At 59.1% G+C, this 23,986-nt stretch carries 20 protein-coding genes; 7 read left to right on the top strand and 13 right to left on the bottom strand.

Annotated elements, in window-relative coordinates; translation table 11 throughout:
* Positions 1 to 91: 91 nt before the first annotated feature.
* Positions 92 to 475: a hypothetical protein gene (locus tag LMJ30_RS09945; RefSeq protein ID WP_229432192.1), complete on the bottom strand. Its 384-nt coding sequence runs from the start codon at positions 473 to 475 to the stop codon at positions 92 to 94.
* Between the two features lie 244 nt (positions 476 to 719).
* Here LMJ30_RS09945 and LMJ30_RS09950 point away from each other — a divergent pair, with 244 nt between their 5' ends.
* Both LMJ30_RS09950 and LMJ30_RS09955 read left to right on the top strand, forming a co-directional pair.
* Positions 720 to 1,433, top strand: coding sequence for a pseudouridine synthase (locus LMJ30_RS09950; protein WP_229432193.1), 714 nt, complete (start codon positions 720 to 722; stop codon positions 1,431 to 1,433).
* Between the two features lie 14 nt (positions 1,434 to 1,447).
* A complete protein-coding gene (locus LMJ30_RS09955) occupies positions 1,448 to 2,446 on the top strand; it encodes a fumarylacetoacetate hydrolase family protein (protein ID WP_229432194.1) in 999 nt (332 codons plus the stop codon).
* Here LMJ30_RS09955 and LMJ30_RS09960 read toward each other — a convergent pair.
* On the bottom strand, positions 2,438 to 2,848 hold the full coding sequence (locus LMJ30_RS09960) for a TerB family tellurite resistance protein (protein WP_229432195.1): 411 nt from the start codon (positions 2,846 to 2,848) through the stop codon (positions 2,438 to 2,440). The genes LMJ30_RS09955 and LMJ30_RS09960 overlap by 9 nt on opposite strands.
* A gap of 64 nt (positions 2,849 to 2,912) precedes the next feature.
* Positions 2,913 to 3,872 carry a TerC family protein gene (locus LMJ30_RS09965; protein WP_229432993.1) on the bottom strand — a complete coding sequence of 320 codons (960 nt, stop codon included), beginning with the start codon at positions 3,870 to 3,872 and terminating at the stop codon, positions 2,913 to 2,915.
* A gap of 122 nt (positions 3,873 to 3,994) precedes the next feature.
* Between LMJ30_RS09965 and nhaR the strand changes: the two genes are divergently transcribed.
* The 4 genes from nhaR to galU all read left to right on the top strand — a co-directional run bounded on the left by nhaR (position 3,995) and on the right by galU (position 7,387).
* On the top strand, positions 3,995 to 4,891 hold the full coding sequence (nhaR, locus tag LMJ30_RS09970; protein WP_229432196.1) for a transcriptional activator NhaR: 897 nt from the start codon (positions 3,995 to 3,997) through the stop codon (positions 4,889 to 4,891).
* A gap of 70 nt (positions 4,892 to 4,961) precedes the next feature.
* Positions 4,962 to 5,216 carry a type II toxin-antitoxin system Phd/YefM family antitoxin gene (locus LMJ30_RS09975; protein WP_229432197.1) on the top strand — a complete coding sequence of 85 codons (255 nt, stop codon included), beginning with the start codon at positions 4,962 to 4,964 and terminating at the stop codon, positions 5,214 to 5,216.
* Entirely contained in the window at positions 5,213 to 5,632 is a 420-nt protein-coding gene (locus LMJ30_RS09980) for a type II toxin-antitoxin system VapC family toxin (protein WP_229432198.1), read from the top strand. The genes LMJ30_RS09975 and LMJ30_RS09980 overlap by 4 nt, the downstream gene beginning before the upstream one ends.
* An 873-nt stretch (positions 5,633 to 6,505) precedes the next feature.
* On the top strand, positions 6,506 to 7,387 hold the full coding sequence (gene galU, locus LMJ30_RS09985) for a UTP--glucose-1-phosphate uridylyltransferase GalU (protein WP_229432994.1): 882 nt from the start codon (positions 6,506 to 6,508) through the stop codon (positions 7,385 to 7,387).
* 122 nt (positions 7,388 to 7,509) lie between these two features.
* On the opposite strand, the gene LMJ30_RS09990 is transcribed toward galU, so the two are convergent.
* The 10 genes from LMJ30_RS09990 to LMJ30_RS10035 form a co-directional block, all read right to left on the bottom strand.
* Positions 7,510 to 8,730, bottom strand: a complete 1,221-nt coding sequence (locus tag LMJ30_RS09990; protein WP_229432199.1) for a hypothetical protein — start codon at positions 8,728 to 8,730, stop codon at positions 7,510 to 7,512.
* Between the two features lie 71 nt (positions 8,731 to 8,801).
* Positions 8,802 to 9,938, bottom strand: a complete 1,137-nt coding sequence (locus tag LMJ30_RS09995) for a polysaccharide pyruvyl transferase family protein (RefSeq protein WP_229432200.1) — start codon at positions 9,936 to 9,938, stop codon at positions 8,802 to 8,804.
* Positions 9,939 to 10,062: 124 nt separating this feature from the next.
* Positions 10,063 to 12,558: a glycosyltransferase family 2 protein gene (locus LMJ30_RS10000; RefSeq protein ID WP_229432201.1), complete on the bottom strand. Its 2,496-nt coding sequence runs from the start codon at positions 12,556 to 12,558 to the stop codon at positions 10,063 to 10,065.
* A gap of 4 nt (positions 12,559 to 12,562) precedes the next feature.
* Positions 12,563 to 13,498, bottom strand: coding sequence for a hypothetical protein (locus LMJ30_RS10005; RefSeq protein ID WP_229432202.1), 936 nt, complete (start codon positions 13,496 to 13,498; stop codon positions 12,563 to 12,565).
* 41 nt (positions 13,499 to 13,539) lie between these two features.
* Positions 13,540 to 14,808 carry a glycosyltransferase gene (locus tag LMJ30_RS10010; RefSeq protein ID WP_229432203.1) on the bottom strand — a complete coding sequence of 423 codons (1,269 nt, stop codon included), beginning with the start codon at positions 14,806 to 14,808 and terminating at the stop codon, positions 13,540 to 13,542.
* Positions 14,739 to 15,422, bottom strand: coding sequence for a class I SAM-dependent methyltransferase (locus tag LMJ30_RS10015; RefSeq protein ID WP_229432204.1), 684 nt, complete (start codon positions 15,420 to 15,422; stop codon positions 14,739 to 14,741). The genes LMJ30_RS10010 and LMJ30_RS10015 overlap by 70 nt, the downstream gene beginning before the upstream one ends.
* Entirely contained in the window at positions 15,419 to 17,818 is a 2,400-nt protein-coding gene (locus LMJ30_RS10020; protein ID WP_229432205.1) for a glycosyltransferase family 2 protein, read from the bottom strand. The genes LMJ30_RS10015 and LMJ30_RS10020 overlap by 4 nt, the downstream gene beginning before the upstream one ends.
* On the bottom strand, positions 17,815 to 19,539 hold the full coding sequence (locus LMJ30_RS10025) for a glycosyltransferase family 2 protein (RefSeq protein ID WP_229432206.1): 1,725 nt from the start codon (positions 19,537 to 19,539) through the stop codon (positions 17,815 to 17,817). The genes LMJ30_RS10020 and LMJ30_RS10025 overlap by 4 nt, the downstream gene beginning before the upstream one ends.
* Positions 19,540 to 19,832: 293 nt before the next feature.
* Entirely contained in the window at positions 19,833 to 20,666 is an 834-nt protein-coding gene (locus tag LMJ30_RS10030; protein WP_229432207.1) for a DUF4214 domain-containing protein, read from the bottom strand.
* Between the two features lie 256 nt (positions 20,667 to 20,922).
* Positions 20,923 to 21,834 (bottom strand): hypothetical protein, encoded by a 912-nt coding sequence (locus LMJ30_RS10035; protein ID WP_229432208.1) that lies wholly within the window; start codon positions 21,832 to 21,834, stop codon positions 20,923 to 20,925.
* 311 nt (positions 21,835 to 22,145) lie between these two features.
* Here LMJ30_RS10035 and LMJ30_RS10040 point away from each other — a divergent pair, with 311 nt between their 5' ends.
* Entirely contained in the window at positions 22,146 to 23,984 is a 1,839-nt protein-coding gene (locus tag LMJ30_RS10040; protein ID WP_229432209.1) for a DUF4153 domain-containing protein, read from the top strand.
* Positions 23,985 to 23,986 lie beyond the last annotated feature (2 nt).

Raw genomic sequence — 23,986 nt, forward strand, 5'->3', positions numbered from 1 at the left:
CCTCGTAGTGCGTCCTGTGAAGGGACTTGGAAACGGCGGCGCAATGCCGTCGTTTTCATTTTTTCGGCATTCTCAACAAGACGATTGGTCCTCAGCCCACGCAGGTGCGCGCGCAGCGCTCTTTCTCGTCACTGACGCGGTACAAGATCGGGCGTGTCGCCCCCGCGCCTTTCAGGGACGCGGCATCGTGGGCGTCGACTGGCTGCGAAAAGCCGCCGCGCGCGATCCAGTCTTGCAGCCCTTGATGGGTTTTGGCATACCAGCGGGCCCGGACCGACTGGCTGTGGGGCAAGCTCAGGTTGGCGCAGTGCCGGCGGCTGCCGTCCTGCCAGCGTTCGATGACGAATTTGGCGGCAATGTGGGCGGCACGGCAGAGCGCGGATTGCTCGTCCACGCAGGGCTCGACAGCGCAGCTTGCATTGGCAAGGTCCCGGGAGGTGCTGAAATCCGGCTCAGAATCTTGTTTGACGCTCATGCTGTTTCCCCTTTTTACGTTGCCGGCTTAGCGTTTGCCTTAAGGACGAGCTAGGTATTTTTACCAGAATCATTCAGCCGATTCCTAAAGATGTTTCAGTGTAACAACCCCAAACCGGGCACGCTTGATCTTCCTCAAACGTGTCGCTTGCGCCGACTCAAATTCTCAAAAACAATGAACTTTCCCCGTAGCACCGCCCACGGCGCGCTTCCGAGCACTCTGGCGTTCTGTTAAAGTCTCGCCCATGAGCAAATTATCCCTGGACCGCATCCTGCAATCGCAAGGCTTCGGCACCCGCAAGTACTGCCGCGCCCTGATCGAAGACGGCGACGTGTCGATCAACGGCGACATCCAAGACAGCTACAAGACCACGGTCGAGACCGACGGCCTCGTGCTCGAGGTGTTCGGCGAAGAGTGGAAATACCGCCAGCACGTGTACATCGCGCTATACAAGCCGGCCAACTTCGAATGTTCGCGCAAGCCGAGCCATCATCCTGGCGTGCTGACCCTGCTGCCCGAGCAGTTCACCTGGCGCGACGTGCAGCCGGTAGGCCGCCTCGACCACGACACGACCGGCATGCTGTTGATGTCCGACGACGGCCCGTTTATCCATGCGCAGTCGTCGCCGAAGCGGCACATCCCGAAAATCTACCAGGCAAGCACGCACGATCCGGTGACGCCGGAGCTGGTCGACCAACTGCTGTCGGGCGTGCAGCTGCATGACGAACCGGCGCCGCTGGCGGCGCTGTCGTGCGTGCAGCGCGGCGACAATCTGCTCGAAATCGTTCTCGAACAAGGCAAGTACCACCAGGTCAAGCGCATGCTCGCCGCCGCCGGCAACCACTGCAGCGCGCTGCACCGTTCGGCCATCGGCGGCCTGACGCTCGAATCGCTCGGGCTGGCCGAAGGCGAATGGTGCTTCCTGGAGCAAGCGCAGCTCGACCTGCTCGTCCCTTAAATTTTACCGACCCTATGAAACTCGCCACCATCAACGATGGTTCGCGCGACGGCCAGCTTGCTGTCGTCTCGCGCGACCTGAAAACCGCCCACCTTGCCGACGGCATCGCCCCGACCATGCAGGCGGCGCTCGACGACTGGGCCTTCATCGCGCCCCAGCTGAACGAGCTGTCGACGCTCTTGAACAGTGGCCGCAGCCGCCGCAGCTTCGACTTCGACCCGGCCAGGTGCATGGCGCCGCTGCCGCGCGCCTACCAGTGGGCGGATGGTTCGGCCTACGTCAATCACGTCGAGCTGGTGCGCAAGGCGCGCAATGCCGAGATGCCCGAATCGTTCTGGGAAGATCCGCTGATGTACCAGGGCGGCAGCGACGACTTCATCGGGCCGATGGACGACATCGTGCTGGCGCACGAAGAGTGGGGCATCGACTTCGAGGCCGAAGTGGCCGTGATTACGGGCGATGTGCCGATGGGTGCAACCGCCGACGAGGCGCACCAGCAGATCAGGCTGCTGATGCTGGTGAACGACGTCTCGCTGCGCAACCTGATTCCGCCGGAGCTGGCAAAAGGTTTCGGCTTCCTGCAGTCGAAACCGGCGTCGAGCTTTTCGCCGGTGGCAGTCACCCCGGACGAACTGGGCGATGCGTGGAAAGGTGGCAAGGTGCATTTGCCGCTGCGTTCGACCTGGAACGGCAAGCTGGTCGGCCAGCCGCAAGCCGGTGTCGACATGGTATTCAATTTCCCGCAATTGATCGCCCACCTGTGCAAGACGCGCAACGCGCGCGCCGGCAGCATTGTCGGCTCCGGCACGGTGTCGAACAAGGATGCCAGCCGCGGCTATTCGTGCATCGCCGAAAAGCGCTGCCTGGAGATGATCGCCGATGGCGTGGCGAGCACGCCATTCATGCTGTTTGGCGACACGATCAAGATCGAGATGCTCGATGCTGCCGGGAAGTCGATCTTCGGCGCCATCGACCAGGCTGTGAAACAGGCGGAAGCGAAGCGTTCACGCTGATCGTGCAGTCGCGCCGGCGAAGTTGCGCTCGGCCGACCATGCGTTGCTGGCCCGCGTCAGCAACACCGCCTCGGCGTCGGCCAGCCAATCGTCCGCATCGGCAATGTGCCACATGGCTTGCAATAGACGGCGCCGCAAATCCGGGTGCGCGATCTCTGCCAGCACCCGGTCGAGCAGGGCGTCGTCCAGCTGGATGGCGTCGGCTGGGCGCGACGACAGCAGGTCGTCGCACAGCTCCTGCAACATGCGCTGGAAGCCCGGCAGGTCCAGGTCGATATGGTCGAGGATTTTGCTGCTGTCCATGGCGGCGATTTCCGATACTGCAAGCTTGCCGTCGACGATCATCGTCAGGGCAAGGATACGGCCCGCGGCGTCGGGGCTGTCTGGGTGGTAGCTGCGCATACGTCTCCAATCTAGAACATCTTGTACGAAAAAAATTGAGGGCCCGCCAGGCGGGCCCTCCTGCTTATTTCTTCTTGCGGGTCACCCACACGCTGGCGATGCAGCTCGACGCGATCAGCACGGCCACCACTGTCAGCGAGGCCTGCACCGGCATGTGGTACCACGGCATGATCAACATCTTGGCGCCGATGAACACCAATACCATCGCCAGGCCGTACTTGAGCAGGTGGAAGCGGTCCGCCACATCCACCAGCAGGAAATACAAGGCCCGTAGGCCCAGAATGGCAAACAGGTTCGACGTGAACACGATGAACGGGTCTTGGGTGATGGCGAAAATCGCCGGGATCGAATCGACGGCGAACACCAGGTCGGTCGCTTCGATCAGCAACAGCACGAGGAACAGCGGCGTAACGTAGCGCACGCCGTTCTTGACCACGATAAAGCGCTCGCCGTGATCGCCTTCGGCCACCCGCAGGTAACGCCGGGCAATCTTCAGCACAGGGTTGTTTTCCACATCAGGCTTGGCGTCCACCGCGACGAGCATGCGCATGCCGGTAATGAGCAGGAAGGCGCCGAATACATACAGCACCCAGCTAAATTCGCTGACCACCCAGGCGCCGGCCATGATCATGATGGCGCGCATGACGATCGCGCCCAGCACGCCGTAGAGCAACACGCGGCGCTGGTACTGCTGGGGCACCTGAAAGGCGGTGAAGATCAGCAGGAACACGAATACATTGTCAACCGACAGCGCCTTCTCGATCAGGTAGCCCGAGAAAAACTCCAGCGCTTTCTGGTCGGCGATTTCCGGCCCGGCCGTGCCGTTCAGGTACCACCACAGGCCGGCGTTGAACAGCATCGCCAGGCCGACCCAGACGGCGGACCAGATCGCCGCTTCCTTCACCTTGACCTTGTGGGCCTTGTTGCCGCCAAAAACGAACAGGTCGAGTGCCAGCATGACCAGCACAAAGAAAATAAAGCCTGCCCACATCGGGCCGGTCGCAATGGTGTCTAATCCGTTCATCGACGCTGCCCCGTCCATGGTCATCTCCTTCAATAATCAATGTCAGGTCATCATAACGGCGCGGCAATACTTCGTACAAATCGAATATACTTGAGCGATTCATCGAAAAAAACTGCGAATCTATGGCAACGCTCAACTTCAAGCACCTGCGCTATTTCTGGATCGTTGCCAAGAGCGGCAGCATCGCGCGCGCCGCCCGGCAATTGCACGTGACGCCCCAGACCATCTCGGGCCAGCTGAGCGAGTTTGCCGCGACCCTGGGGGTGGAATTGTTCCGTCGCAGCGGGCGCAACCTGGAGCTGAGCGACAGCGGGCGGCGCATCCTGGCCTATGCCGACGACATTTTCAGCCGCGAAGACGCCTTGCTCGAAGTGGTGCGTGACCAGTCGCGGGCGGCGAGCAGTTTCCGGCTCGGCTTCGCCGATTCGGTGTCGAAGCTGATCGCATGCCGGCTGGTCGAACCCGCGCTCAGCTTGCCTGAGCCGCTGTACCTGGTGTGCCGCGAAGGCCGGCTGGACAGCCTGCTGGCCGACCTTGCGGTGCACCGGCTCGACATGATCATTGCCGACCGGCCTATTCCCGCACACCTGAGCGTGCGCGGCTACAACCATCTGCTGGGAGAGAGCGGCATGACGGTGTTTGCCACGGCGGCGCTGGCGGCCACCCTGAAAGGGGAATTTCCCGCCTGTCTGGACGGCGCTCCGCTTTTGTTGCCGGGCGAGGATTTCGCGATTTACCATCGGCTGCAGCAGTGGCTGGGCACCCACGAGCTGCATCCGCGCGTGGTCGGCGAGTTCGACGACAGCGCCATGATGAAAACCTTCGGCCAGTCGGGCGCCGGGCTGTTCTTCGCGCCGGATGTCATTGCGGAGCAAGTATGCCGGCAGTATGGGGTGATCGAGGTGGGGCGGGCCGAGGCCCTGGTGGAACAAGTGTATGCGATCACGACCGAGCGGCGCTTGAGCCATCCGGCGACCGTGGCGATCAGCCAGGCGGCGCGCCATGAACTGTTTGCGTGAGCCCGGGTGGGAGGAAGCCCCATTCTGCTAAAATAAAGCAGTGTAGGAACGTTGCTACGACGGGGGGCGAATGAGTGTAACAACTACGCTGAGCAGCCGGGAGTTTAACCAGAACACGAGCGAGGCGAAAAAAGCGGCCGACAAAGGACCGGTTTTTATCACCGACCGCGGCCGTCCCGCACACGTGCTTTTGTCCATTGACGAATATCGGCGGCTGACCCGGACCGACCAGATAGCTGATCTACTGGCAATGCCAGAGGCAGCAGAGGTTGATCTCCCACTCGGGCGCGCAGGTGACGTGGCGGTCCCCGCCGACCTTGGATGAACTACCTTCTCGATACCAACGTCGTTTCTGAGATCCGGAAGGTACGAGCCGGAAAGGCGGATCCGAACGTGGTACGGTGGGCCGATCGCGTGTCGAGCAGCAGCCTCTACATTTCAGTAATCACGGTCGAAGAAATCGAAATCGGCACCCTGATCGTCGAGCGCCGTGATGCTGTGCAGGGCGGCGTCCTTCGAAACTGGCTTGAGCAGCACGTGTTGCCAACGTTCGCGAGCCGAACATTGTCTATAGACGTTGCCGTTGCGCGACGTGCTGCTGGACTGCACGTGCCGAATGTCCGCCCGGTCCGTGACGCACTTATTGCCGCCACCGCCTTGGTACATGGAATGACCGTCGTAACACGCAATACTGCCGATTTTGCTGAAATGGGCGTGCCACTGCTCAATCCGTGGGGCTAAGCACTTCATCACGTTACCTGACCATCCCAAAGCAACACTTGTTCGCAGAACGCCACATCTAAATCGTCCATATCGATCCGCCGATCTGGCGGACGCTCTGGTTGACGAGCAGGCGATATTGCGCCAGCTGCACCACATCATCCTGGCTGCTTTAGGCTGGGTTAGCGAACACCACCCTCAACATAAGGCAGGAAATCGCATCTATGCCAACCTAGACTGGGAGGAACGACGTCGCGGGGACCCTGGCCGAGAAATACTGGACGACCGCACGATCATCGCTGCATTAGCCCGCATTGAGACGAACGGCTCGGGCAAGAAGTAGGGATGACGCACCTGCCGTCGTAGGGCAGGAAGCTTTGCTGAGCCACGTCTCCGGCGCGGCATGCTGCGAAATCGCGCCCTGGGTATTGGTAAGTGCTTTCGGGAGGACTTCAACGAAAGAAAAATGGGCTTGAAAATGTTTTGTCACATTGTTGCTTCAGGTGTAAATTCATTTTTCGATACTCGAAACGGAATACCTTTACAGATTTAACACTCCAGCTACGGTTCTGCGAGTTTCTTATACGATTACTGTAATCCTTAGGTAAAAGCTTTGGAGAAGATTGTCAATTTATTTTACGATGCAAATGTTGTCCATTTTAAAAAGACCTTTGTAAAACAATAAGTTCTGATCGTTATAATTTAGATATGGATATACGGGATTGATTCTTGTAGAATTGCATTAATTCGATTCTCCGCTTAATGCTTGTAAAGCAATAAATTAGGCGAAACAACACTCCGTTCAAATAGATCCGAATCGACGAATTGCTAAAGGTTCAAACTGATCCTTTTGTCAGTTGCTTTCGACAGTTATCAATTCAAAAAATTAATTTAATGATCAATACTCCGATTCGCAAAGCCGTGTTCCCGATCGCTGGCTTGGGCACTAGATTTCTACCTGCGACGAAGGCGGCGCCAAAAGAAATGCTCGCCGTTGTTGACAAGCCGCTGATTCAATACGCCGTGGAAGAGGCGTACACCGCTGGAATTCGGCAAATGATTTTTGTTACCGGTCGCACAAAGAGGAGTGTGGAAGATCACTTTGATACGGCCTACGAACTGGAGAGTGAACTCGAGGCTGCTGGTAAACTCGAACTGCTTGAATTAGCGCGCTCCATTGCGCCTGAGGATATGAGCTGTGTATATGTTCGACAGTCTAGGGCACTTGGACTGGGTCACGCTGTACTTTGCGCACAGGGCCTGGTAGGAGAGGAGCCATTTGCGTTACTGCTAGCGGATGACCTCATGGTCGGGACCCCTCCAGTGATGACACAGATGGTCGAACGATATAAAGACTGGCGTACCAGCATACTAGCGGTGCAGGACGTGCCGCCCGAGCACACGCAGCGCTACGGTATTGTATCCGGTGCGGAGATTGATAGCACTATGACTGACGTATCTGGTATCGTGGAAAAGCCGAAACCGGGACTGGCGCCCACAACACTTGCTGTCGCTGGTCGGTATATTCTCACGCCGGGAATTTTCGCTGAATTAGCGAAGCAGACCCGCGGAGTTGGCGGCGAGATTCAACTCACTGATGGCATATCGATGTTGCTAAGACGCGAGAAGGTCTTCGCTTACCGCTATCAAGGAAAAAGGTACGATTGTGGCAGCAAGCTGGGATTTCTCCAGGCGACAGTTGATCTTGCTCAAAGCCATCCCGAGGTTGGGAATGAGTTTTCGACTTGGCTATTGAGTAGTTCACAGCGCTGTTGATATTGCATTCGCAGTAGCCGATAAGGCGATACCGTTGAACTTCGATCGGGTAGGTATGAATTGCGATCGTCGCGTGTTATCATCGGAAGTGACAGGCTGCCGTCCAGGCAGCCTGTTCAGGCTCATATCAATTTCCCCAGTTCTTTCGCTTCATAGTGTGACTCAATAAGCGCACGTACATGACTCTCCGTTGATAAAGGAGTTTCCGACAATTTCTCGACGATTTCCGTCCAAAATTTTGTCGGCCGAACTTTCTTGGCTTTGAGAAGTTCTGCGATCTCTACTAATAGCTTCGGTTCGGTACTAAACCCAAAACGTTGAGGATCTCGACTCTCGGCGAGCACACCGAACATGGTCCGGAGGCATTTTTCGCACTTGCCGCAATTGGTGGCGTGACCGGGTTGCCAGCAAACGCGCAGGGTGACTGGAACATTCAGACACTCCGACATATTGCAGATTTCCCGTAACTTGGCTTGCCGAGTATAGCGAAAGTCGTGATGCGAAACCATGCAGTCAGAGAAACGTAAAAATTGGTCGATCGTAGGCCAGGACGCACACTTCGTATTTTGGTCGTCTTTTATCGAGTAGCTCGACGCGATGTATATTTCGCGCAAGCTGCGCTTCCATGCAAGCGGTGCTGAGTGTCCTATCAGGCCAATCCCGTGTTGGAAACCGTGCCACCAACTAGACGCCTGATTTGGGCGGGCGAATTTTTCGTCCAGTACACGATAGTTGATAAAGAACCGGAAGCTGCTTTTGACGGGCGCGTACTGAAGTCCGAGCGTCCTCGCGACAGCCCTGTTCTGATCGGAGACCACTTCCCATTCCTTGATATTCGAAAAGTAAATATCGGCCCCCCAAAGGGTAACTAAGAGAGGTCGCTTTTCCAAGGTCGAAAGCAAGGTGAAGTTTGCGTCAACCCCACCAGAAAAAAATAATAACGAGCCTTGGGAGACTGGCGACAGTCGATTAGTAATGAGGCGACCGGGTGTTAATGAACCTCTGAGGTCAGCATCCGGATACATTCCTATATAGCCACGTTTAAAACCTGTAATGCTGTTATAGAAATCCTCATCCACTTCGGATGCGATAATCTCAGCGTCATATACCCATGAGATCGGAAGCACGTTGCAAAGAAATGGGATAACTGCGATTGAGTCGGGGACGCTTTCGATATTTTCATCGTATTCGATGAAGAAATCGCGAACGCCACATCCAGCAGTTGCAAACCACCCCTGGATTTCATCAATATTAAAGGCTTCGCACCATTCTCCCGTTACTTCATATTCGTAGGTTATCCGGTTGCCGCACTTATTTACCTTGACGCTAATCGAGTTTTTCATTTCGAGACTTATCCATTAGTAAGATCAGATATGCGGACTCTACCTCCAGACGCGGCTGCCAAAATCTTCCCTCACGACCACCGTTCATTGACAGCGACACCACACGCCATCGCGGCGCGACGATAGAGCTCAAACAAGCTAGAACGCTGAGCATCATAACGAGCTGCATTAAATTTCACCTTATCGAGCACCTCGCGAAGGGATGTCGCTGTATTGACGTCATCAAGGGAAACGTGAGGATAGGCCATCGTATTGACGAGTTCCTGAATGCGGCCATCGGATACAACGCAAACCCCAGCCCCGCCACCTTGAATAGTCGCGACTACGCCGTGCATACGCATCCCGATTCCAAGGTCGCGTCGTGAAGCGGAGTCTATCCAGGCTGCGGCTGAGAAGTAGTATGATCCGTTTTTTGAATAGCAGTCGTTATAGTCCTGCTGCGACATCGATGGAGATAACGCAGCCCGTTCCCACGCAAGGTAGTCGAGTGTTTTTTGGTTATCGCGATCTCCGTCGATAAAGTTGAAGAGATTTGGATTCGTCTGCAAAACGTAGCGACAGTCAAAGCCGCTTACCAGATCGCGCAGTTTTGCTTCCGTAGAGCGATGATTTGACAGAGTGCCGGGATAGAAATCGACTTTCGGATGCGTTAAGTCTGCTGCGCGTGCCAATGCTGCCGATATGGTCGATCCGTCAATCGAGCGGTTAATGAAGTTGGACGGGCAGCCAGTGACTACAACGTTTTCCACACCGTGACGTTCCAGGAGGCGTTGCGTTGCCCGGCCCCGCACTCCGATGAGCGGGGCATGCCGTTTCAGGGCATCGATGAATCGAACTGTTCCTTCAGTCAGCACTATTTCGTCTTCAGAGAGCTCACATTGGAGGCCTAGGCCAGCGATAAATACCGGCTTGGCTATGTAATTAACAATATGTGCCCATCCTGCGAGGTCAAAATTGGGATTAAGCTGGTTAGCTGCGGGAATATGTAGTACGTCGATCGAATCCTTTATTACGTCCAGATCATTGCTTTCGGCCTGGGAAAAGTAAAGCTTGGGATCTGTAATATTCAGGTCGGCAGCATACTGGTAGACTAAATTTCCGGTGTTGTCTCCTGCCAGTTTTAACGATGTTTGGGGCTGGGAGAGCGCGCGGCTTAAAGTTCCGTTGGTGCCAAACACGCCAACGACAGGCCGTTTATGATTCGTCATATTTATACAAGTTAATATTTGATTAGATCCAAATTGTCGGATCGGGACGGCGCTAATAGATCATGCCATCGACAGAAGCTTATTTCTCTATGTTAGTGCCACCGGAAAATTCACGCCTTGTGGATTATTTCTTGGGTCGCAAGCGTCCTTCGTGCTGCCCATGATGGACAAAGTGGAGATAACCCGATTTAAAGTTTCCCATTGCGACACTGTGAGCGATATCAGGATAGCGACCCAGATAGGCTGCGTCGTCGAAGTCAGGCGGGGTCACCAAGTCTATTTTCCCAAGCGACGCTAAGCCGTTCGTTTGATAGTTCCTAAAGAGTTGTTCGACGCACACTTCCTCGTTTGTCGCGGCAGAGAGCTTCGTGGCTAGCGCGCACATCATTACCCAACGTTCATCCAAGTCATTGGACGAATATGCGTTATTCCTTGCGATCTGAGTTGCGCTCCCGGAATATATTGCCTGTTCAGCCAACGATCGAACATGGTCGAGCCGCCCCCTCGTATCGAGCTGCAGGTAGCCGCTGTTAACCAAGTTTGCAAGGGCCGAGAGTTTGGGATTGCTGGCCGACTCGCGGATGTACTTGTTTCGTACAATCGAGTTGTACATTAGATGCTTTTCGATTCCCCCTACTACCGAATTACTGTACGCACCAGCGCTACCGACATTCCGATGGTGGTAGTATGCCAACGGTGCGCTTATAACGCCGATGTCGGCTTCTAGCAGGAAGCGTAAGTTGAAGTCCCAGTCGCCCAGGACGGGAAGTTTATGGTCATATCCGCCAACTCGTTCATATACATGGCGGCTAAAGACAAAAGCGATCGGTGCGAAGAAGTTGCCCGTCGCCATTTCGGCGAGGTGGACCGTTTTAACCCATTCCTGATAAGGATGGCGCGAGTGCTCGATTACCGTGTCGCCGATGATCTCTTCCGACACGAGGACGGTTCCGGTAATAACGCCTTTATACACGGCGCTATTGGCTTTGAGGAAATTGGTTGTTGTCTTCAGGAAATCGGTGTGCCACGAGTCATCGTCATCGTGAATGACCAACCACGTGCTGGCTGAGCACCCGATACCTGCATTTGAGGCCCCTTCCATGCCAAGACTGCGATGGTTATGACAGATCGTTATCCTGCTCGGATCCGCCATGCTATTTCTCACTACAGAGAGTACGTCATCCAACTCGCCGCCATCGTTGACAATCACCCACTCAAGATCCTTGTATGACTGGCTAGCCACACTCTCCGCAGCACGGCGTAACAGCGTCGGCCTGTTCTTGGTGCGCGTTATGATCGCCACGTCATCTTTCTGAACAACACTCTTTTGTGCATCCGTTGACGCCACAAAGTAGTCTGCCGGTTTTTCGTCCGTCGCAGATTTCATAAGGAGCTTTTCCTGGGCGAGCCGACGCATCGCCGGATTTTTGTGTTCGAGCGCTGCCTGGCCTGCCGGCCAAAGCGCATCGTTGATCCGGCATTCGACGCAATCGCCTTCAAATCGCTGAATCGGCTCGATTAGCGGGTCGACGCCGCCCTCACGGCCGAGATCGTTAGAGCGGAATTTACCGGATGCGATGAGGGCTGAATCCGGCGTCGGGAACACTAGAACTTCGGTAATCGCCGCCAGAGCATGTTCGTATTGCTTCGCGCGTAGCGCTGGGCCTGTTGAGGCAGCTTCTACGACGGCTTTCAACACTACGCTGTACATCTCGTCCCATGCGCACGATGGACGCTCGAGCAGTTCCGCCTCGGGAAGGGTATGGGGACCTGCGATATCGCGTTTGGTGATATGGGTTACGGACGGGAGCCCTGGTTCAAACAGGCTCTCGATAAGATGCCGGTGCAACACGAAGGCGGTTTCCGGCGCTTCACGGTTGTACTGGAAGCCCTCGCTGTTGAACATCAAGCCGTGCATTTTTCCGGGAGTATGTCCCAGAATGTTCGCCCTGCCAATGGTTCCAAAATACACGCCCTCGAATGTATATTCCGGGAATGCGTGTTCCAGGACGAGCTGGGAAGTGCCAGCCCAACCTGAGTCGATGAGTAGCATGCGCTTAGAGCCGCCAGATAGTTCTTTTAGATACCTGGCCATCAATGTGGACTGATCTTTAAGGTGGGTTCCGATCTGGAGCGCAACCTCGTGGTCGGTTTTCATGAATTCATGTAGCGGCATGGGGGCGAGCCTGCCCTTTTTCTCAGTCAGTTTTCCATCGAGCAGGATGGATGCGACCGCATGAAGATCTAGTCCGGGCAGGTGCATGCCGATACCAGTGATCGAAAGCTCAGGCGCACGGGCGAAGCCGGCTTTTAGTGCCGAGATACGTGAGGTCTTAATCGTGGCGACATGCGCTGGCAAGGTTTCATTGCGTGCCGCCAGCCAGCATGTGTAAAGATGCAGGATACGCAGCCCAGCACGGTGGCAGAACAGTGAGGGTATTCCCTGATAGGACGCAGCAAGGACAGTGGCGTGCAAACGGCCGAGGAACTCCGACATGATAGGTGCCAAAACACGAGCCCCGAACGCCTCGAACTCGGCTCGATTAAACGCGGCCGCAACATTGGTGTGGTGAGGGTCTTTTGGCCCTACGACCTTTTTAATTTTTTTTGAAGTAACCATAATTTCAGCAGTTAAAGCGCAGGAGACCGCTCAGGGCAACGCCATCGTAGGTGAGGCTTGTTGTTAGAGATTCGTGGCATTTGAGGCGCTCAGCGCGCTCGGTGTCGGAGATCGGCAAATAAAACGCATTCCACCCGTTGCGTTTCGCTTGGCGGTAGTCGCTTTCTAAACTGTCGCCAAAGTGGAGGATGCGTTCACCCGGGAGGCCCAGCTGGTCCGCGGCAATGCCATAGAGCCCGCCACAGCGCTTGCTCCCGCGACCATCTGCAGACGAAAGAACGCTGATGCTTTTTCCGTACCCGTTCTGCAAAAGCCGCTTGATTAGCGGAGATTCGAGGTACATGTCTGAAAGGAATATGCACTTCACAGAAGGGAATGCGCGGATTATTTCAACGATCATCGGGTTGACCGTCAAATGCTCTTTTTCGAACGCAAACTCGGTTTTCACATAGTCGCCTGACATTGCAGGGACACCTAACTGCGAGCAGGTCAGCGAAGAGATAAGCGCGAGACTGCCTTCGCAAGTTCCGTCAGGTGCGGGTGTAGCAAAGGTGTATGCTGCGCGCGCAGCAAGGGCCCGCGCGACCAGTGCATCTTCAACCGAGAACTTACCTTCGTTTTTGCGCGCGAAATTTTCTGAAACCGTATAGAAACGTCTCGCCTCCGAATGCTTGTTGCGCATTAGGGCAGTATCAAACACATCGAACGAGAATACTTCGATATTGTTTCGGGCTATTAGCGCCGACACTTCCCCGATCAGCTTCCGGATGAACTTTTTGTCTGACGACAGCGCGCGATAATCGGTCGCCGTGCGTAGCTCGTGTGAAACCTCGAACGGGTAAATTACCTGGGTTGCGGGCTGCTGCGCGGAACTAGCCTGCTCGGCGACAGCGGCCGGCTCTGAGTTCTTCGTTGCTCTTGTTTTGGTTGGGCTGTACACTAATTCAACTCCATATCAGAAAAATGTTTCATCCGTATTTCTTACATCCGAAGCAATCGAAGCTGGTGCTGCAAGCAATTGGAAAGGCTGAGTGCTTCCGCCTGTATTACGCAGGCGCGCTTCGCAGGTCTCCTGAGTTCTTCGCTGAGATGCTCTGCAAAGGCATCTTTTTCAAAGAACCCCGCGGTATTAATGCTGAGTAGGTCGGAGAACTCGCGTACCGGCGCCGTATCCGAGGCCATAACCGGCAATCCGCTCAGCGCCGCTTCCAGGAACGACCACGACAACACAAACGGCGTCGTCCAATACGCATGCACCCGGCTGATACTCAGCAGGTCGAGGTAGCTCTGATACGGCACCTTGCCCACAAAATGCACGCGGTTCATGTCCAGCTGGTCGCCCACTTCGGCCAGCAGGTGCTCTTTCCAGCTGACGCCGCCCGGCGCCTGGTGGCCGTAACTGACGCCATCGCCACCCACGACGATCGCATGCGCGTCCGGTCGCCTGCGCAGCACTTCCGGCAACGTGCGCATGAACACCTGGAACCCGCGTACCGGCTCGAGGTTGCGTGCCACGTAGCTCAGCACTTCGTCACCCGGCTTGAAAGTGAATGATGGCTTGCTGCCGTTCGCGGCCAGCGTAATGCGGGCTTTCGGATTGAACTTCAGCTTCTCCAGGTCGATGCCGTCATGGATGACGGTAATCTTTTCCTGCGCCCACGCCGGATACGTACTCTTCTGCCACTCGGTCGGCGAAATGGCGGCGTCCGCAATTTCCATGCTGAGCAGGTTGGTCGAATTTTTCATGCGCAAGCGGCAGCGCTGGGCGAACGTCAGCGGTGGAACCTCGGGGTCGAACCCCACGTCCTGGCCCTCTGCTGCGTAGTAGTACTCGCAGTAAAGCACCAGCTTGGCGTGCGGGAACACGTCCTTCAGGAAAAGCGCTTCGCCCCAGCCAGGATGGGCCACGATCACGTCAGGCGTGAAGCCCTCGCGTTTGAGCTGCAGGGCCGCCGCGGCGCAGGCCTCGGCATGCAGCATGCTCGCTTCCTGATCGCGCAGCATTGGATGGGTCTCCGGCGCGGACGGGCGCAGCATCGTGTACTCGCGTACCGCCACACCTTTGATCGGCGGGTTGTCATGCACAGTCAGCGCCACGACCTTGTTTCGTTTTTCCTTGGCAAGGTGGGCTGCCAGATGCACGAATTGGCCGGGGAAATTCTGATGGATGAAAAGTACGTTCATTTCATCACGCTCGCCAGTTCGTCGAATACCCCGTCGCTGGTGCCGGGCATCGTCGCGATCGCCCACAGGTCAAGACGGCTGCCCTCGTGGACGCGCACTTCGGCGAAGCCTGCGTCGATCATCACCTGGCCCAGGCTGCTGGCAGTAAAGCCAGTGCGGTGGGCCATGTAATGGTTGCCGGCGGCGATGGATGCCTGGTGGCCGAATACCACGTCCAGCGCCGAGATCGGGCCCGCTTTGGAGATGTATAGCGGCTGGTCCAGCTTGTCGTTGACGATCTGGCGCGCTACCGCGCGCAGGTCGGGCAGGGTGACCAGGATGAATCCGTCATCCTTCAGTACACGCTTGAACTCGGCCAGGGCAACCGGTACCTCAAATGCGTTCAGGTGTTCCAGGTTGTGCGATGACCAGATGGCGTCGATGCTCCCGTCGGGGATCATGCGCATGTCGGTGATGCTGCCGACAATGTGCGGCTGAACGGCCGGGTTGATGTCGAAACGGATTTCGCGCCAGCCCTCCGTATGGAAACACGCCGGAAGACGGTCCTTGTTGGCCGGGCCACACCCTACGTGCAACAGCCGCCGCGGCGCTGTCGGTCCGGCCTGTGCTGGAGCGTGCACTGGTTTGGCTTGTCCGGCATGGCTTCTCGCGTCGGCGGGAACGGCGAAGTAGGCGGTCATTTTTTCACCTTTGGCAGCGATCCGCCGCGTGGACTGCGGTCGCGCGGGGGCAACGCCAGTCCGCCGAAAGCATGGCTGTGGGCATCGAGGTTCAGGCTCGGGTGGTATGCCGGGTCACGCAGCAGGACTTCCCCCCAGCGCTGGCGCAACTGGTCGAGCTCGCGCTGGGCGCGCGCGCGCTTCTGCGGCGTATCCTCGTGTCCGCGGCTGGCCGATTCGGCATGCAGCAGTGTCGCGTGCGGGGTCCAGACGATGGCCTTGCCGGCCGCGCGCAGCTTCAGGCACAGGTCGACGTCGTTGAACGCCACCGGGAAGGCGACCGGGTCCATGCCGCCGACGGCGATAAAATCTTTCTTGCGCAGCAACAGGCAGGCAGCGGTCACACCGCTAACCCGCTGCACCAGCTGGTTACGGCCGTGGTCGCCCCAGTCAGCGTCCGCCAGGCGGTTGCCGAAATGGCCCGCCACATTGCCGACACCCAGCAGCACGCCGCCGTGCTGGACCATGCCATTGGGCCACAGCAGTTTTGCGCCGACGGCGCCGACGCCTGGCCGCATCAGCTGGCCAACAAGTTCGTCCAGCCAGCCATCATGCAGGGCTTCGATGTCGTTGTTGATGAGGCCGATAATCTCGCCGCTTGCCGCGTCCACCGCGCGGTTGTTCAGGTCGGCATAATTGAACGGACCCGGCATAGGCAGCACGCGCACGCCCGACTTTGCAATTTTGCGGAAATAGGTTTTTGTCTTTGCCTCGCTCGAGCCATTGTCGATGACGATGATTTCAAGGTTGGGCCAGTCCGTGTGCCGCGCTATGGTGCTGATACAACGCTCCAGCAGTTCGACGCGGTCGCGCGTCGGAATCACCAGGCTGACCGTTTTGCTGCGCTCGCGCTTGCTCAGGCGGCGCTGCACGCGGCGCGGCTGGAACAGGGCCGTGTCCGCGTGGCCCGATCGCGTCAGCGTTGCCGCAGGTTCAGCGATTGCCAATGCCCTTTGCGCGGCGTCGGTCCGGGCCTGCATTTCCGCCGTGCCGAGCGCGGAGTTGCACTGGTAAAGCACGCGCGGCACGTGGATCACCGCGTCGGCGCCTTGTGGCCATACCGCCGCCAGCATTTGCCATGCGAGGCTTGCCTGGTCGGCGGGGAGTTCGTTTTGTTCTGCGTACGCGGCCAGCACGCTGCTGCGTATCAGCAGAAGGTCGAGCGGATAGTCGCTTGCCAGCGCGTACTCCGGGTTCCACGCCGGCTTGAACCAGGGTTGGCCGTTGTGCTCGCTGTCCGTGTAGACCAGTTGTGCTGCCGGTTCCGCAAACCCCTCAAGCGCAGTTGCCAGCGCGTGCGGCGGCAAGGTATCGCCAGCCCGTACGCAGCCGATCACCTCGCATCCGGCGTCCAGCGCTGCTTGCAGAAGCGTGGAAAAGGTTGTTGGTTTCCTGCCTTTGGCGACGGAACTGAAGAGCTGGACAGACGCGCCGGCCTGGGCCCTTACGCTGGCGCAGGTAGCTTCGATGGCTTGCGCAGTGGCGTCCCCGGTGACGATCAATCCAGCCTTCAGCGTGGATTGCCCGGATGCCGCTGCGGCCGGCTCAAACATGCGCGACCATTGAGCGTACTGGCCCATGCCGAGGCTACGGGGGAGATATCGTTCGTAGCTGTCCACAACATCGTCGAGCAGTGGCGGCCGTTCGTCCGGCAACACGGCCCTGGCGCCGTTGCCGAAGCAGCAGACTGTCACCGGGCTGCCGTTGAGGGGATGGCCCGTCGCGTCCACCACGCGGACGCTGTGCACGCGTCCGTCGGCCAGCGCCAGTGGCAGGTTGAGCGTAAAACCATGCTTGCCTACCGCGTAGGAGCGCATGGCAGGGTGCTCAAGGTCGGCAGTTGTTTCGGCCACCTGGGTGTGGCCCACGAACGCTTTCACGACGAGTGAGCGCGTTTCGTCGGCGCCGTTGAATGCCCAGCCATGCAGGTTCAGGCCGCCGTCGCCGAACACATTGCTCGTTGCGGAGACCGGAGGCTTGTTGGATGGCGAAAAATTGATATTTTCTGGCAGCGCAATGCCTGTGTTGGCGACCCGTACAGTCAGCACGCCGCCAAGCTCATCTGCATTGCTGCCAAGGTCCGCGATAAAACCGTGGCAGGTGTCGGCCAGCGGCCCTCCTGCGGCGGCGCCAAATGCTTCGGCGAGATCGGTCCGCGCTATATCGGCGAACACGCACCCAATCACATCATCGTCGCGGTACACCTCCAGTACCACTCTGGAACCCGGATTGAGGGTATCAACGGCCCATCCGTAAATGTGGCCGCGATGCACGCCTTCGATGGCGCCTTGCCAGCGCATGACAGGTAGACGCGCAGGCGTCTTCGCGCGAAGTTTGAGCGGGGATTCTGATTTCATGCAGATGCTGTTTTCTTCTGAGGTGTGGGGGCAGGACGCCGCTTCGGGGCCCAGCGGGTTGCCAGCCATGCCTGCGGCTCGAACCCGTCGTCCAGGGTGACATGTTCGATGCCGGGCGCAACGCTACTGTCCCGTTCGCTGAGCAGCACGCTGCAACCGGCCAGGCCGAGCAGGGTAGCGTCGGAGAACAGGCTCGACTCTTGCCAGACCGTCGCGGGAACCACGTCCACGACGCCGGTACGCCACAACGCTTCCGACGCATCGCCAATCACCAGCAGGCGCAGCGGTGGAACATCGGCGCCGCGGCTGGCGAGCAGGCGGGCCAGCTGCAGGACCTTGGCGTTGCCGGGCGCTTCGATGCGGTGCTGCCACACCGCGATGCGGGTACAGCTGCCGGCAATCGGCGCGGGCAGGGTGCGTGCCAGGTCGGCGTCGCCGCCCAACAGCCTGAGCGATGTTTCCAGCCATGCCGATCCGGCCTGCACCAGTGCTTCACGCAGCGCCGAGCGCGCCGCGGTGAGCGGGTCGTCGCTGATAAAGGCGTGGTACTCCGGATGGTAGTGCGGGTAGCGCGCCGCGAGCACCTGGCGGTTCTGGCGCACGCGCAGGGTCTTTTCAAAACGGAACGAAACCGTGCCGGCATGCGCGACAAACACGCCGGTGGCGTTCAGGTGGCGGTAGCCAGCCGCGCTTGCGCGCAGGCACCAGTCGACTTCCTCGCCGTAGCCGCGCACCAGCGCAACACCGTCGAGCATGCCGATCTGGTCGAGCACATCGCGGCGGATCAGCATGGTGAAGCCGCAGCAGGACGGTAATGCGACATCGGCTGTCGCGCCGGCGGCGCGCAATTGCGCCGCAATGGTGTCGATCTGAGCCAGCTGCGCTGCAGTTGGCGCCGGCGTGGCGGTGGCGATTGTCGGGAAACTGCTGATCTCGCCATTGTTGGACCATGGGGTGACCGAAGCGATGTCGGGCGCGCTGTGCAGCGCCGTCTTGAGGCGGTCGATCCAGTCGCCGTGCACCAGGGTGTCGGCGTTGAGCAGCAGCACGTCATGGCCGCGGTGGTGGCGCATGCCGCGGTTCACGGTTTCGATGAAGCCGAGGTTGAACTGGTTGCGCAGCAGCGTAATTCGCCCGGCCGCGGCAAGCTGGTCCAGCCACGCCGACAGCGCCGGCTCCGGGCTGGCGTCGTCGATGACGACAATCTCGGCCCGGGTGAGATTGCCGGGCAGCGTAGCCAACACGCTGTTGATGCAGGCCTGCACCAGGCGCATGTCGCGGTAGACCGGGATCACGATGGAGACCGGCCGTATCGCTTCGGGCGCCGCAGGTGCGGCTTGCGTGGGCGCGAACACCAGCGGTGAGCCGCGCAGCAGTTCCGGCGCGGCGGCGCCCGCTGCAAAGAATGCGAGCGACCAGACTGCATCCTGGCGCGGGCAGGGCAGGCGAAAACGAACGCCGCCGGCAGGCGCCTCGTATTCGTAGCGGGCACTGCCGTCGGACAGGATCAGCCGCGCACGGGGCGCGTCAGGCGGTGCGAAAATCATGGCTTCGATTGCCTCACCGGCCTTCCAGCAGGCGCCAACGCTGTGGACGCCAGCCGCGCGCAGCAGCTCGACCAGGGGGCCGTGCGTGCCGCCCTGGCAGCGCGCAGGCAAAAAGGCAGGGCCTAGCTCGGCCACGCTGGAGCGCGCGCCGGAACCAAGCCAGGCTCGCAGCATTACATCTTGCAAGACGGCGTTCTCGGGGTCGCAGCACCAGGCGCGATACCAGGCCTTGGAACTGAGTTCGGGACGACATGCCTGCAAAATCTTTGCACGCAAAATCGCGGGAATACTATTGGTGGGGAAGCGGCGGCAGACGTTTTCGACGGAAATAAGCGCGTCGGCGTACTGGCCAGATTCCAGATGTTGAATGGCACTATTCAGGAGTGCGTCGTCGCGCAAACGCGGCGAGCACAGGGGCAGGAAAAAGGGGGCATGCGCCCCCTTTGGGTGATTCATAGACTAGCTGCTTAGATGATCGTGGTGATGATCGTTACCGATCCAATGAACTCGACTTCGGTGTTGTCCGCCAGGTCAGCCGCAACCCGGTTGGTAACGTCGGTCAGCACGTCAGCCCGGTCCGCCACGCCGGATGCCAGTTTGGTGGTCCACAGCGCCAGCTCAGCTGCGCTTGCCGCTTTGCCGAAGGTGTTGACATACACGTTGTTGACGAATGCCGCGTCGGTCACCGAACCCAGGGCCTTGTACTCCGCGCTTCCAAGGAAGCCCTCGGCGATGGCGTCCAGGCTGGTGCCGGCATTTGCCCGGTCGAACCAGAAGTCCAGTCCATTAGCGTCTGCTGCGCGGCCAAACGTGGCTTCGTACAGGGCTGCAACGGCTGCCTCTTGTGCGTTGCTGGCGATGACCAGTGCGTCGCCGCCACTCAGTTGTACGAACTGAACGCCATCGAGGGTGGTGGTGCCGTTGGCGCCGGTGATGACAGCCTGGCCGCCGGCGGTCGTGGTCACCGTGTAATCAGCATCCGAACCAGTCAGCGAGACAATGGTGTAACCGGTTCCGCCCTGGACCGTGGTGTCGCCGACGCCGGCAACAATCGTGTCCGCGCCTGCGCCGCCGACCACGGTGTCGCCGTCGCCGACGATGACCTGGGTGTTGACGTTGTCGGCGATGATGATTTTGTCAGCCGCTGCGGTGCCAACGACAACGCGCTCAACCACGCCGGCGTTCGCCGTGCCCTGGCCGTTGGCAAAGGTGGCGTTAACGCCGCCGCCCTGGAAGATGACCACTGGCGCGGCAGACGGCGCGTTCAGGGTGGTGACGCCCATCGGGTTGCTTTGGATCATTGCAATTTCAGTACCTGCTGCCACGTTGACCGCGCCGCCGAGGCTGATGACTTTGTCAATGCCGACCGCGCTATCGCCGCTTCCGGTCGTCAGTGACAGGATCGAAGCGATTGTGGCGCTGTTAAAAACCGCAGCCGAGCTGCCTTGGAGTGCCGTGACTACGGCACCTGATGCCTGTTCATACATTGATATTTCTCCTTGCTAAAGCCGGTTCCAGGAACAGGCTGTCCCTCAGGGACGATGATGGTTGAAGTAATTACTTCGTTTGCTTCACTTTTGCTGTAGTGCTACCAGCAACCTTTCTGGCCGCCGGCTTCACTGCGGCCGGGGCTTTCGACTTGAATACTTTGGTTTTCGGCGACTCGTCCCATGGATTTGCCGCTGTTGCCGCAGGCGTCGCCGCAAGCACCCGCAGCGTGAGTGCGGTCAGGTGTTCCAGGCCGCTCGGGCCGCTGGCCGCCATGCCCGACACCAGCGGCATCTGGAAGCCGCCGGTGAAGTGGGCCGTGCCTTCAAGCCTGAACTGGGTCGCTTGTGGACCGACCAGCGCGAAGCTCACTTCGGTAATGCGCAGGGCTTTGCCGCGCGTGCCGCAGAACTTTCCGGTCTGGACCACTGGCGTGGCGCCCATGCCTTCCACGGCGATGCCGTAAGCGAGGTCAACGCCCGCCGGACGGTCCGGCCACATGACCTGGAAGCCTTCGAGGCGTAACGAGGTCGACGGATCGCCCAGCCGCTGGCCGTTCGACGCCACCACATCGCCGGTGCGCTCGATGTGGCCGATGACCGAGATGCCCTTGTCGCTGATCTGGATGCGGCCGCCGGCGCCGGGCACTGCCGGCTGTGGCGGCGCAGATGCCGGCAGCGGCAACGCGCCGGGAGCTGGTTCGAGTCCCACTTGGTCTATCCTCAGCGCCGGCACGGGCGCGCCCTCGCGGGGGAGGAATGCAGTGACCAGCATCTCAACGGCCGCATCGCGCACGTGCAGGACGATGCAGTCCGATCCGTTGCGCAAGACCGCGCCCTCGGTACCAGCGGTGGCGAGCATGTCAAGCTTGCCGACCCCGCCGGGCGCGCGCGTCACCGAGATCGGCGCCATGCCGCCGGCTGGATGGCGAAGAATATAGATTCCCTGGCGGAGCTGGATTGTTGAGCTTTTGATATGCATGCTGCGGATTTTTGGTGTGTAAAGTTGCAACCGTTGAGCACGGGCAGTACCCTTGCCAAAAGCGGAAGAATTGCTCCGAGGAAGCAAGATTTCCGGGCGGCACGGGTCAAGGGGACGGAATATACGGTAATTCCAAAAAGAAATGTTTAAACCAAGTTAATATTTATGGTGATTTAACTAATGAGACATTTGTGTGCAAAATGGTGAGAATTAAAACTTCGTAAATCCGTTTTGTTACAACAAGTGCATGGGCTAATGTCGCTGATTGTCACAAGCGTGCGCCGCCCGATGTCCGATTAAAAGGAGATTGCATGTCAGCATCCGATGTCGCCGTCAATTGGCCGCTACCCGCGACCCGCTCGTCCAACATCGTCGTGGCACGGCTCGCCATCGGGCTGTTACAAGGGCTGGTGCTTTGCTTGTTGTACCGGTCAATCCAGGCGCGCTCGTGGCCAGCGACCAACGCTCTGGTGGCAGGGCCGCTGTTGCTGGCGTGGCTGATTGTCCCGGTCATTGGCATCGCCGGCCTGGGCGCGCTGGCGCGGCGCCCGCTGTTGGCCTGGATGGCGGTGGCCGCCACCATCACCGCTGCGCTCGGCGTTCACGATGGCTGGCGCACGATGGGCACGCCCGCCCCGCACATGGCGCAGGGGGCTTTCCATCCCTCGGGCCAACTCATTGTTGTCTCGGCGTTCGGATTTTTTATCGCCCAGTCGCTGGTGATGGCGGCCGCCTCCGAAAAGCGCCGGATTGCCTCGTATCCTGCGTATTTTGAAACCGCATGGAAGCAATTCGTTCAGCTGGCGTTGAGCTGCCTGTTTGTCGGGGTGGTGTGGCTGGTGTTATTGCTCGGGGGCGAGCTGTTCCAGCTCATTAAGCTGGGCTTCTTGCGCGAGCTGCTACGGCAGTCCTGGTTCGTCATTCCCGTGATTGCCGTGGCTTTTTCGTGCGCGATGCACATCACCGATGTGCGCCCCGCCATCGTGCGCGGCATTCGCACCTTGCTGCTGGTGTTGATGTCCTGGATTCTCCCGGTCGCCGTGCTGGTTATCGGCGGCTTCCTGCTCAGCTTGCCATTCACGGGTCTTGAACCGCTGTGGGCGACCCGTAGCGCCACGGCGGTGTTGCTTGGCGCCGCGGCGCTGCTGGTTGTGCTGATCAATGCGGCTTACCAGGACGGCTCGCCTGAGGTGGCGGTAGCGCGGGTCATCCAGGCCAGCGTGCGCGCCGCCGGCATGCTGCTGGTGCCGATCGTCGTGATTGCCGCCTATGCGCTGGCACTTCGCGTGGGCGACTATGGCTGGACCACAAGCCGGATCGTGGCGGTTTCCTGCCTCATCGTTGCTTCGGTTTATGCCCTTGGCTACGCCTGGGCGGCGCTGCCCGTTGCGCGCCCTGGAATTATCTCCAGGACCAACATTGCGAATGCGTTTGTCGTTGTGGCCATGCTTTTACTGCTGTTCTCGCCAGTGGGCGACCCGGCCCGGCTGTCGGTTGCAAGCCAGGTGGCGCGGCTCGCCTCTGGCAAGGTCGCCGTGGACAAGTTCGATGTCGCCTACCTGCGTTTCGAGGGCGAGCGCTATGGACAGGCGGCGCTTGAAAGTCTCCGTGTCAATTTCGAGGGAAAGGATGCGCCGGCGCTGCGCGCCCGGATTGCGGAGGTGCAGAAATCAAGCTGGCCGAGGCCGCAGCCGGAGGAATTCCTGGAGCGGCCCGCGCCAATCAGGCTCAGTGCGAGCGCGCGGGTGTGGCCGAAAGGAAGCCGGTTGCCGGCATCGTTCCTGAACACGGACTTGAATTTGCTGAAGGGCTCTCCGTATCCGGCCTGCCTGCGCGGGGAACAAGGGGAGTGCGACATCGTTCTGCTGGACCTGACATCCGACGGAAAGCCGGAAATCGTCATGCTCGGTGCGTTACCGGCTCCGAATGTGGTGGTGGTGGCCGAGGCCGAGCCTGGACAGTGGCGGGCGGTGGGAACGCTGCCTTCCAGCCTGGCTGCCTGCGCCTCGCTGCGCCAGGCGTTCATCGACGGCCGCTACAAGGTGGTTGCGCCGGCCGTCAGCGACTTGCAAATCAACGGGACGCGCATGGCGCTGCGCCCAAGGTGGGAGCCGGAAATCTTCAACTGCCCGGGGCCAGCAACGGAGTGAAG

This window comes from Massilia agrisoli (assembly GCF_020831365.1).
Lineage (GTDB): Bacteria > Pseudomonadota > Gammaproteobacteria > Burkholderiales > Burkholderiaceae_D > Telluria_A > Telluria_A agrisoli.

What these genes read in the sequence shown, in the direction of transcription:
- LMJ30_RS10030 (WP_229432207.1), bottom strand. Translation starts at nt 20,666, where the DNA reads ATGATCCAAAGCAACCCGATGGGCGTCACCACCCTGAACGCGCCGTCT.
- LMJ30_RS10040 (WP_229432209.1), top strand. Translation starts at nt 22,146, where the DNA reads ATGTCAGCATCCGATGTCGCCGTCAATTGGCCGCTACCCGCGACCCGC.
- LMJ30_RS09975 (WP_229432197.1), top strand. Translation starts at nt 4,962, where the DNA reads ATGAGTGTAACAACTACGCTGAGCAGCCGGGAGTTTAACCAGAACACG.
- LMJ30_RS09980 (WP_229432198.1), top strand. Translation starts at nt 5,213, where the DNA reads ATGAACTACCTTCTCGATACCAACGTCGTTTCTGAGATCCGGAAGGTA.
- LMJ30_RS10025 (WP_229432206.1), bottom strand. Translation starts at nt 19,539, where the DNA reads ATGCTGCGAGCCTGGCTTGGTTCCGGCGCGCGCTCCAGCGTGGCCGAG.
- LMJ30_RS10000 (WP_229432201.1), bottom strand. Translation starts at nt 12,558, where the DNA reads ATGGTTACTTCAAAAAAAATTAAAAAGGTCGTAGGGCCAAAAGACCCT.
- LMJ30_RS10020 (WP_229432205.1), bottom strand. Translation starts at nt 17,818, where the DNA reads ATGAAATCAGAATCCCCGCTCAAACTTCGCGCGAAGACGCCTGCGCGT.
- LMJ30_RS09950 (WP_229432193.1), top strand. Translation starts at nt 720, where the DNA reads ATGAGCAAATTATCCCTGGACCGCATCCTGCAATCGCAAGGCTTCGGC.
- LMJ30_RS10015 (WP_229432204.1), bottom strand. Translation starts at nt 15,422, where the DNA reads ATGACCGCCTACTTCGCCGTTCCCGCCGACGCGAGAAGCCATGCCGGA.
- LMJ30_RS09960 (WP_229432195.1), bottom strand. Translation starts at nt 2,848, where the DNA reads ATGCGCAGCTACCACCCAGACAGCCCCGACGCCGCGGGCCGTATCCTT.
- LMJ30_RS09955 (WP_229432194.1), top strand. Translation starts at nt 1,448, where the DNA reads ATGAAACTCGCCACCATCAACGATGGTTCGCGCGACGGCCAGCTTGCT.
- nhaR (WP_229432196.1), top strand. Translation starts at nt 3,995, where the DNA reads ATGGCAACGCTCAACTTCAAGCACCTGCGCTATTTCTGGATCGTTGCC.
- LMJ30_RS09995 (WP_229432200.1), bottom strand. Translation starts at nt 9,938, where the DNA reads ATGACGAATCATAAACGGCCTGTCGTTGGCGTGTTTGGCACCAACGGA.
- galU (WP_229432994.1), top strand. Translation starts at nt 6,506, where the DNA reads ATGATCAATACTCCGATTCGCAAAGCCGTGTTCCCGATCGCTGGCTTG.
- LMJ30_RS10035 (WP_229432208.1), bottom strand. Translation starts at nt 21,834, where the DNA reads ATGCATATCAAAAGCTCAACAATCCAGCTCCGCCAGGGAATCTATATT.
- LMJ30_RS09945 (WP_229432192.1), bottom strand. Translation starts at nt 475, where the DNA reads ATGAGCGTCAAACAAGATTCTGAGCCGGATTTCAGCACCTCCCGGGAC.
- LMJ30_RS09990 (WP_229432199.1), bottom strand. Translation starts at nt 8,730, where the DNA reads ATGAAAAACTCGATTAGCGTCAAGGTAAATAAGTGCGGCAACCGGATA.
- LMJ30_RS09965 (WP_229432993.1), bottom strand. Translation starts at nt 3,872, where the DNA reads ATGAACGGATTAGACACCATTGCGACCGGCCCGATGTGGGCAGGCTTT.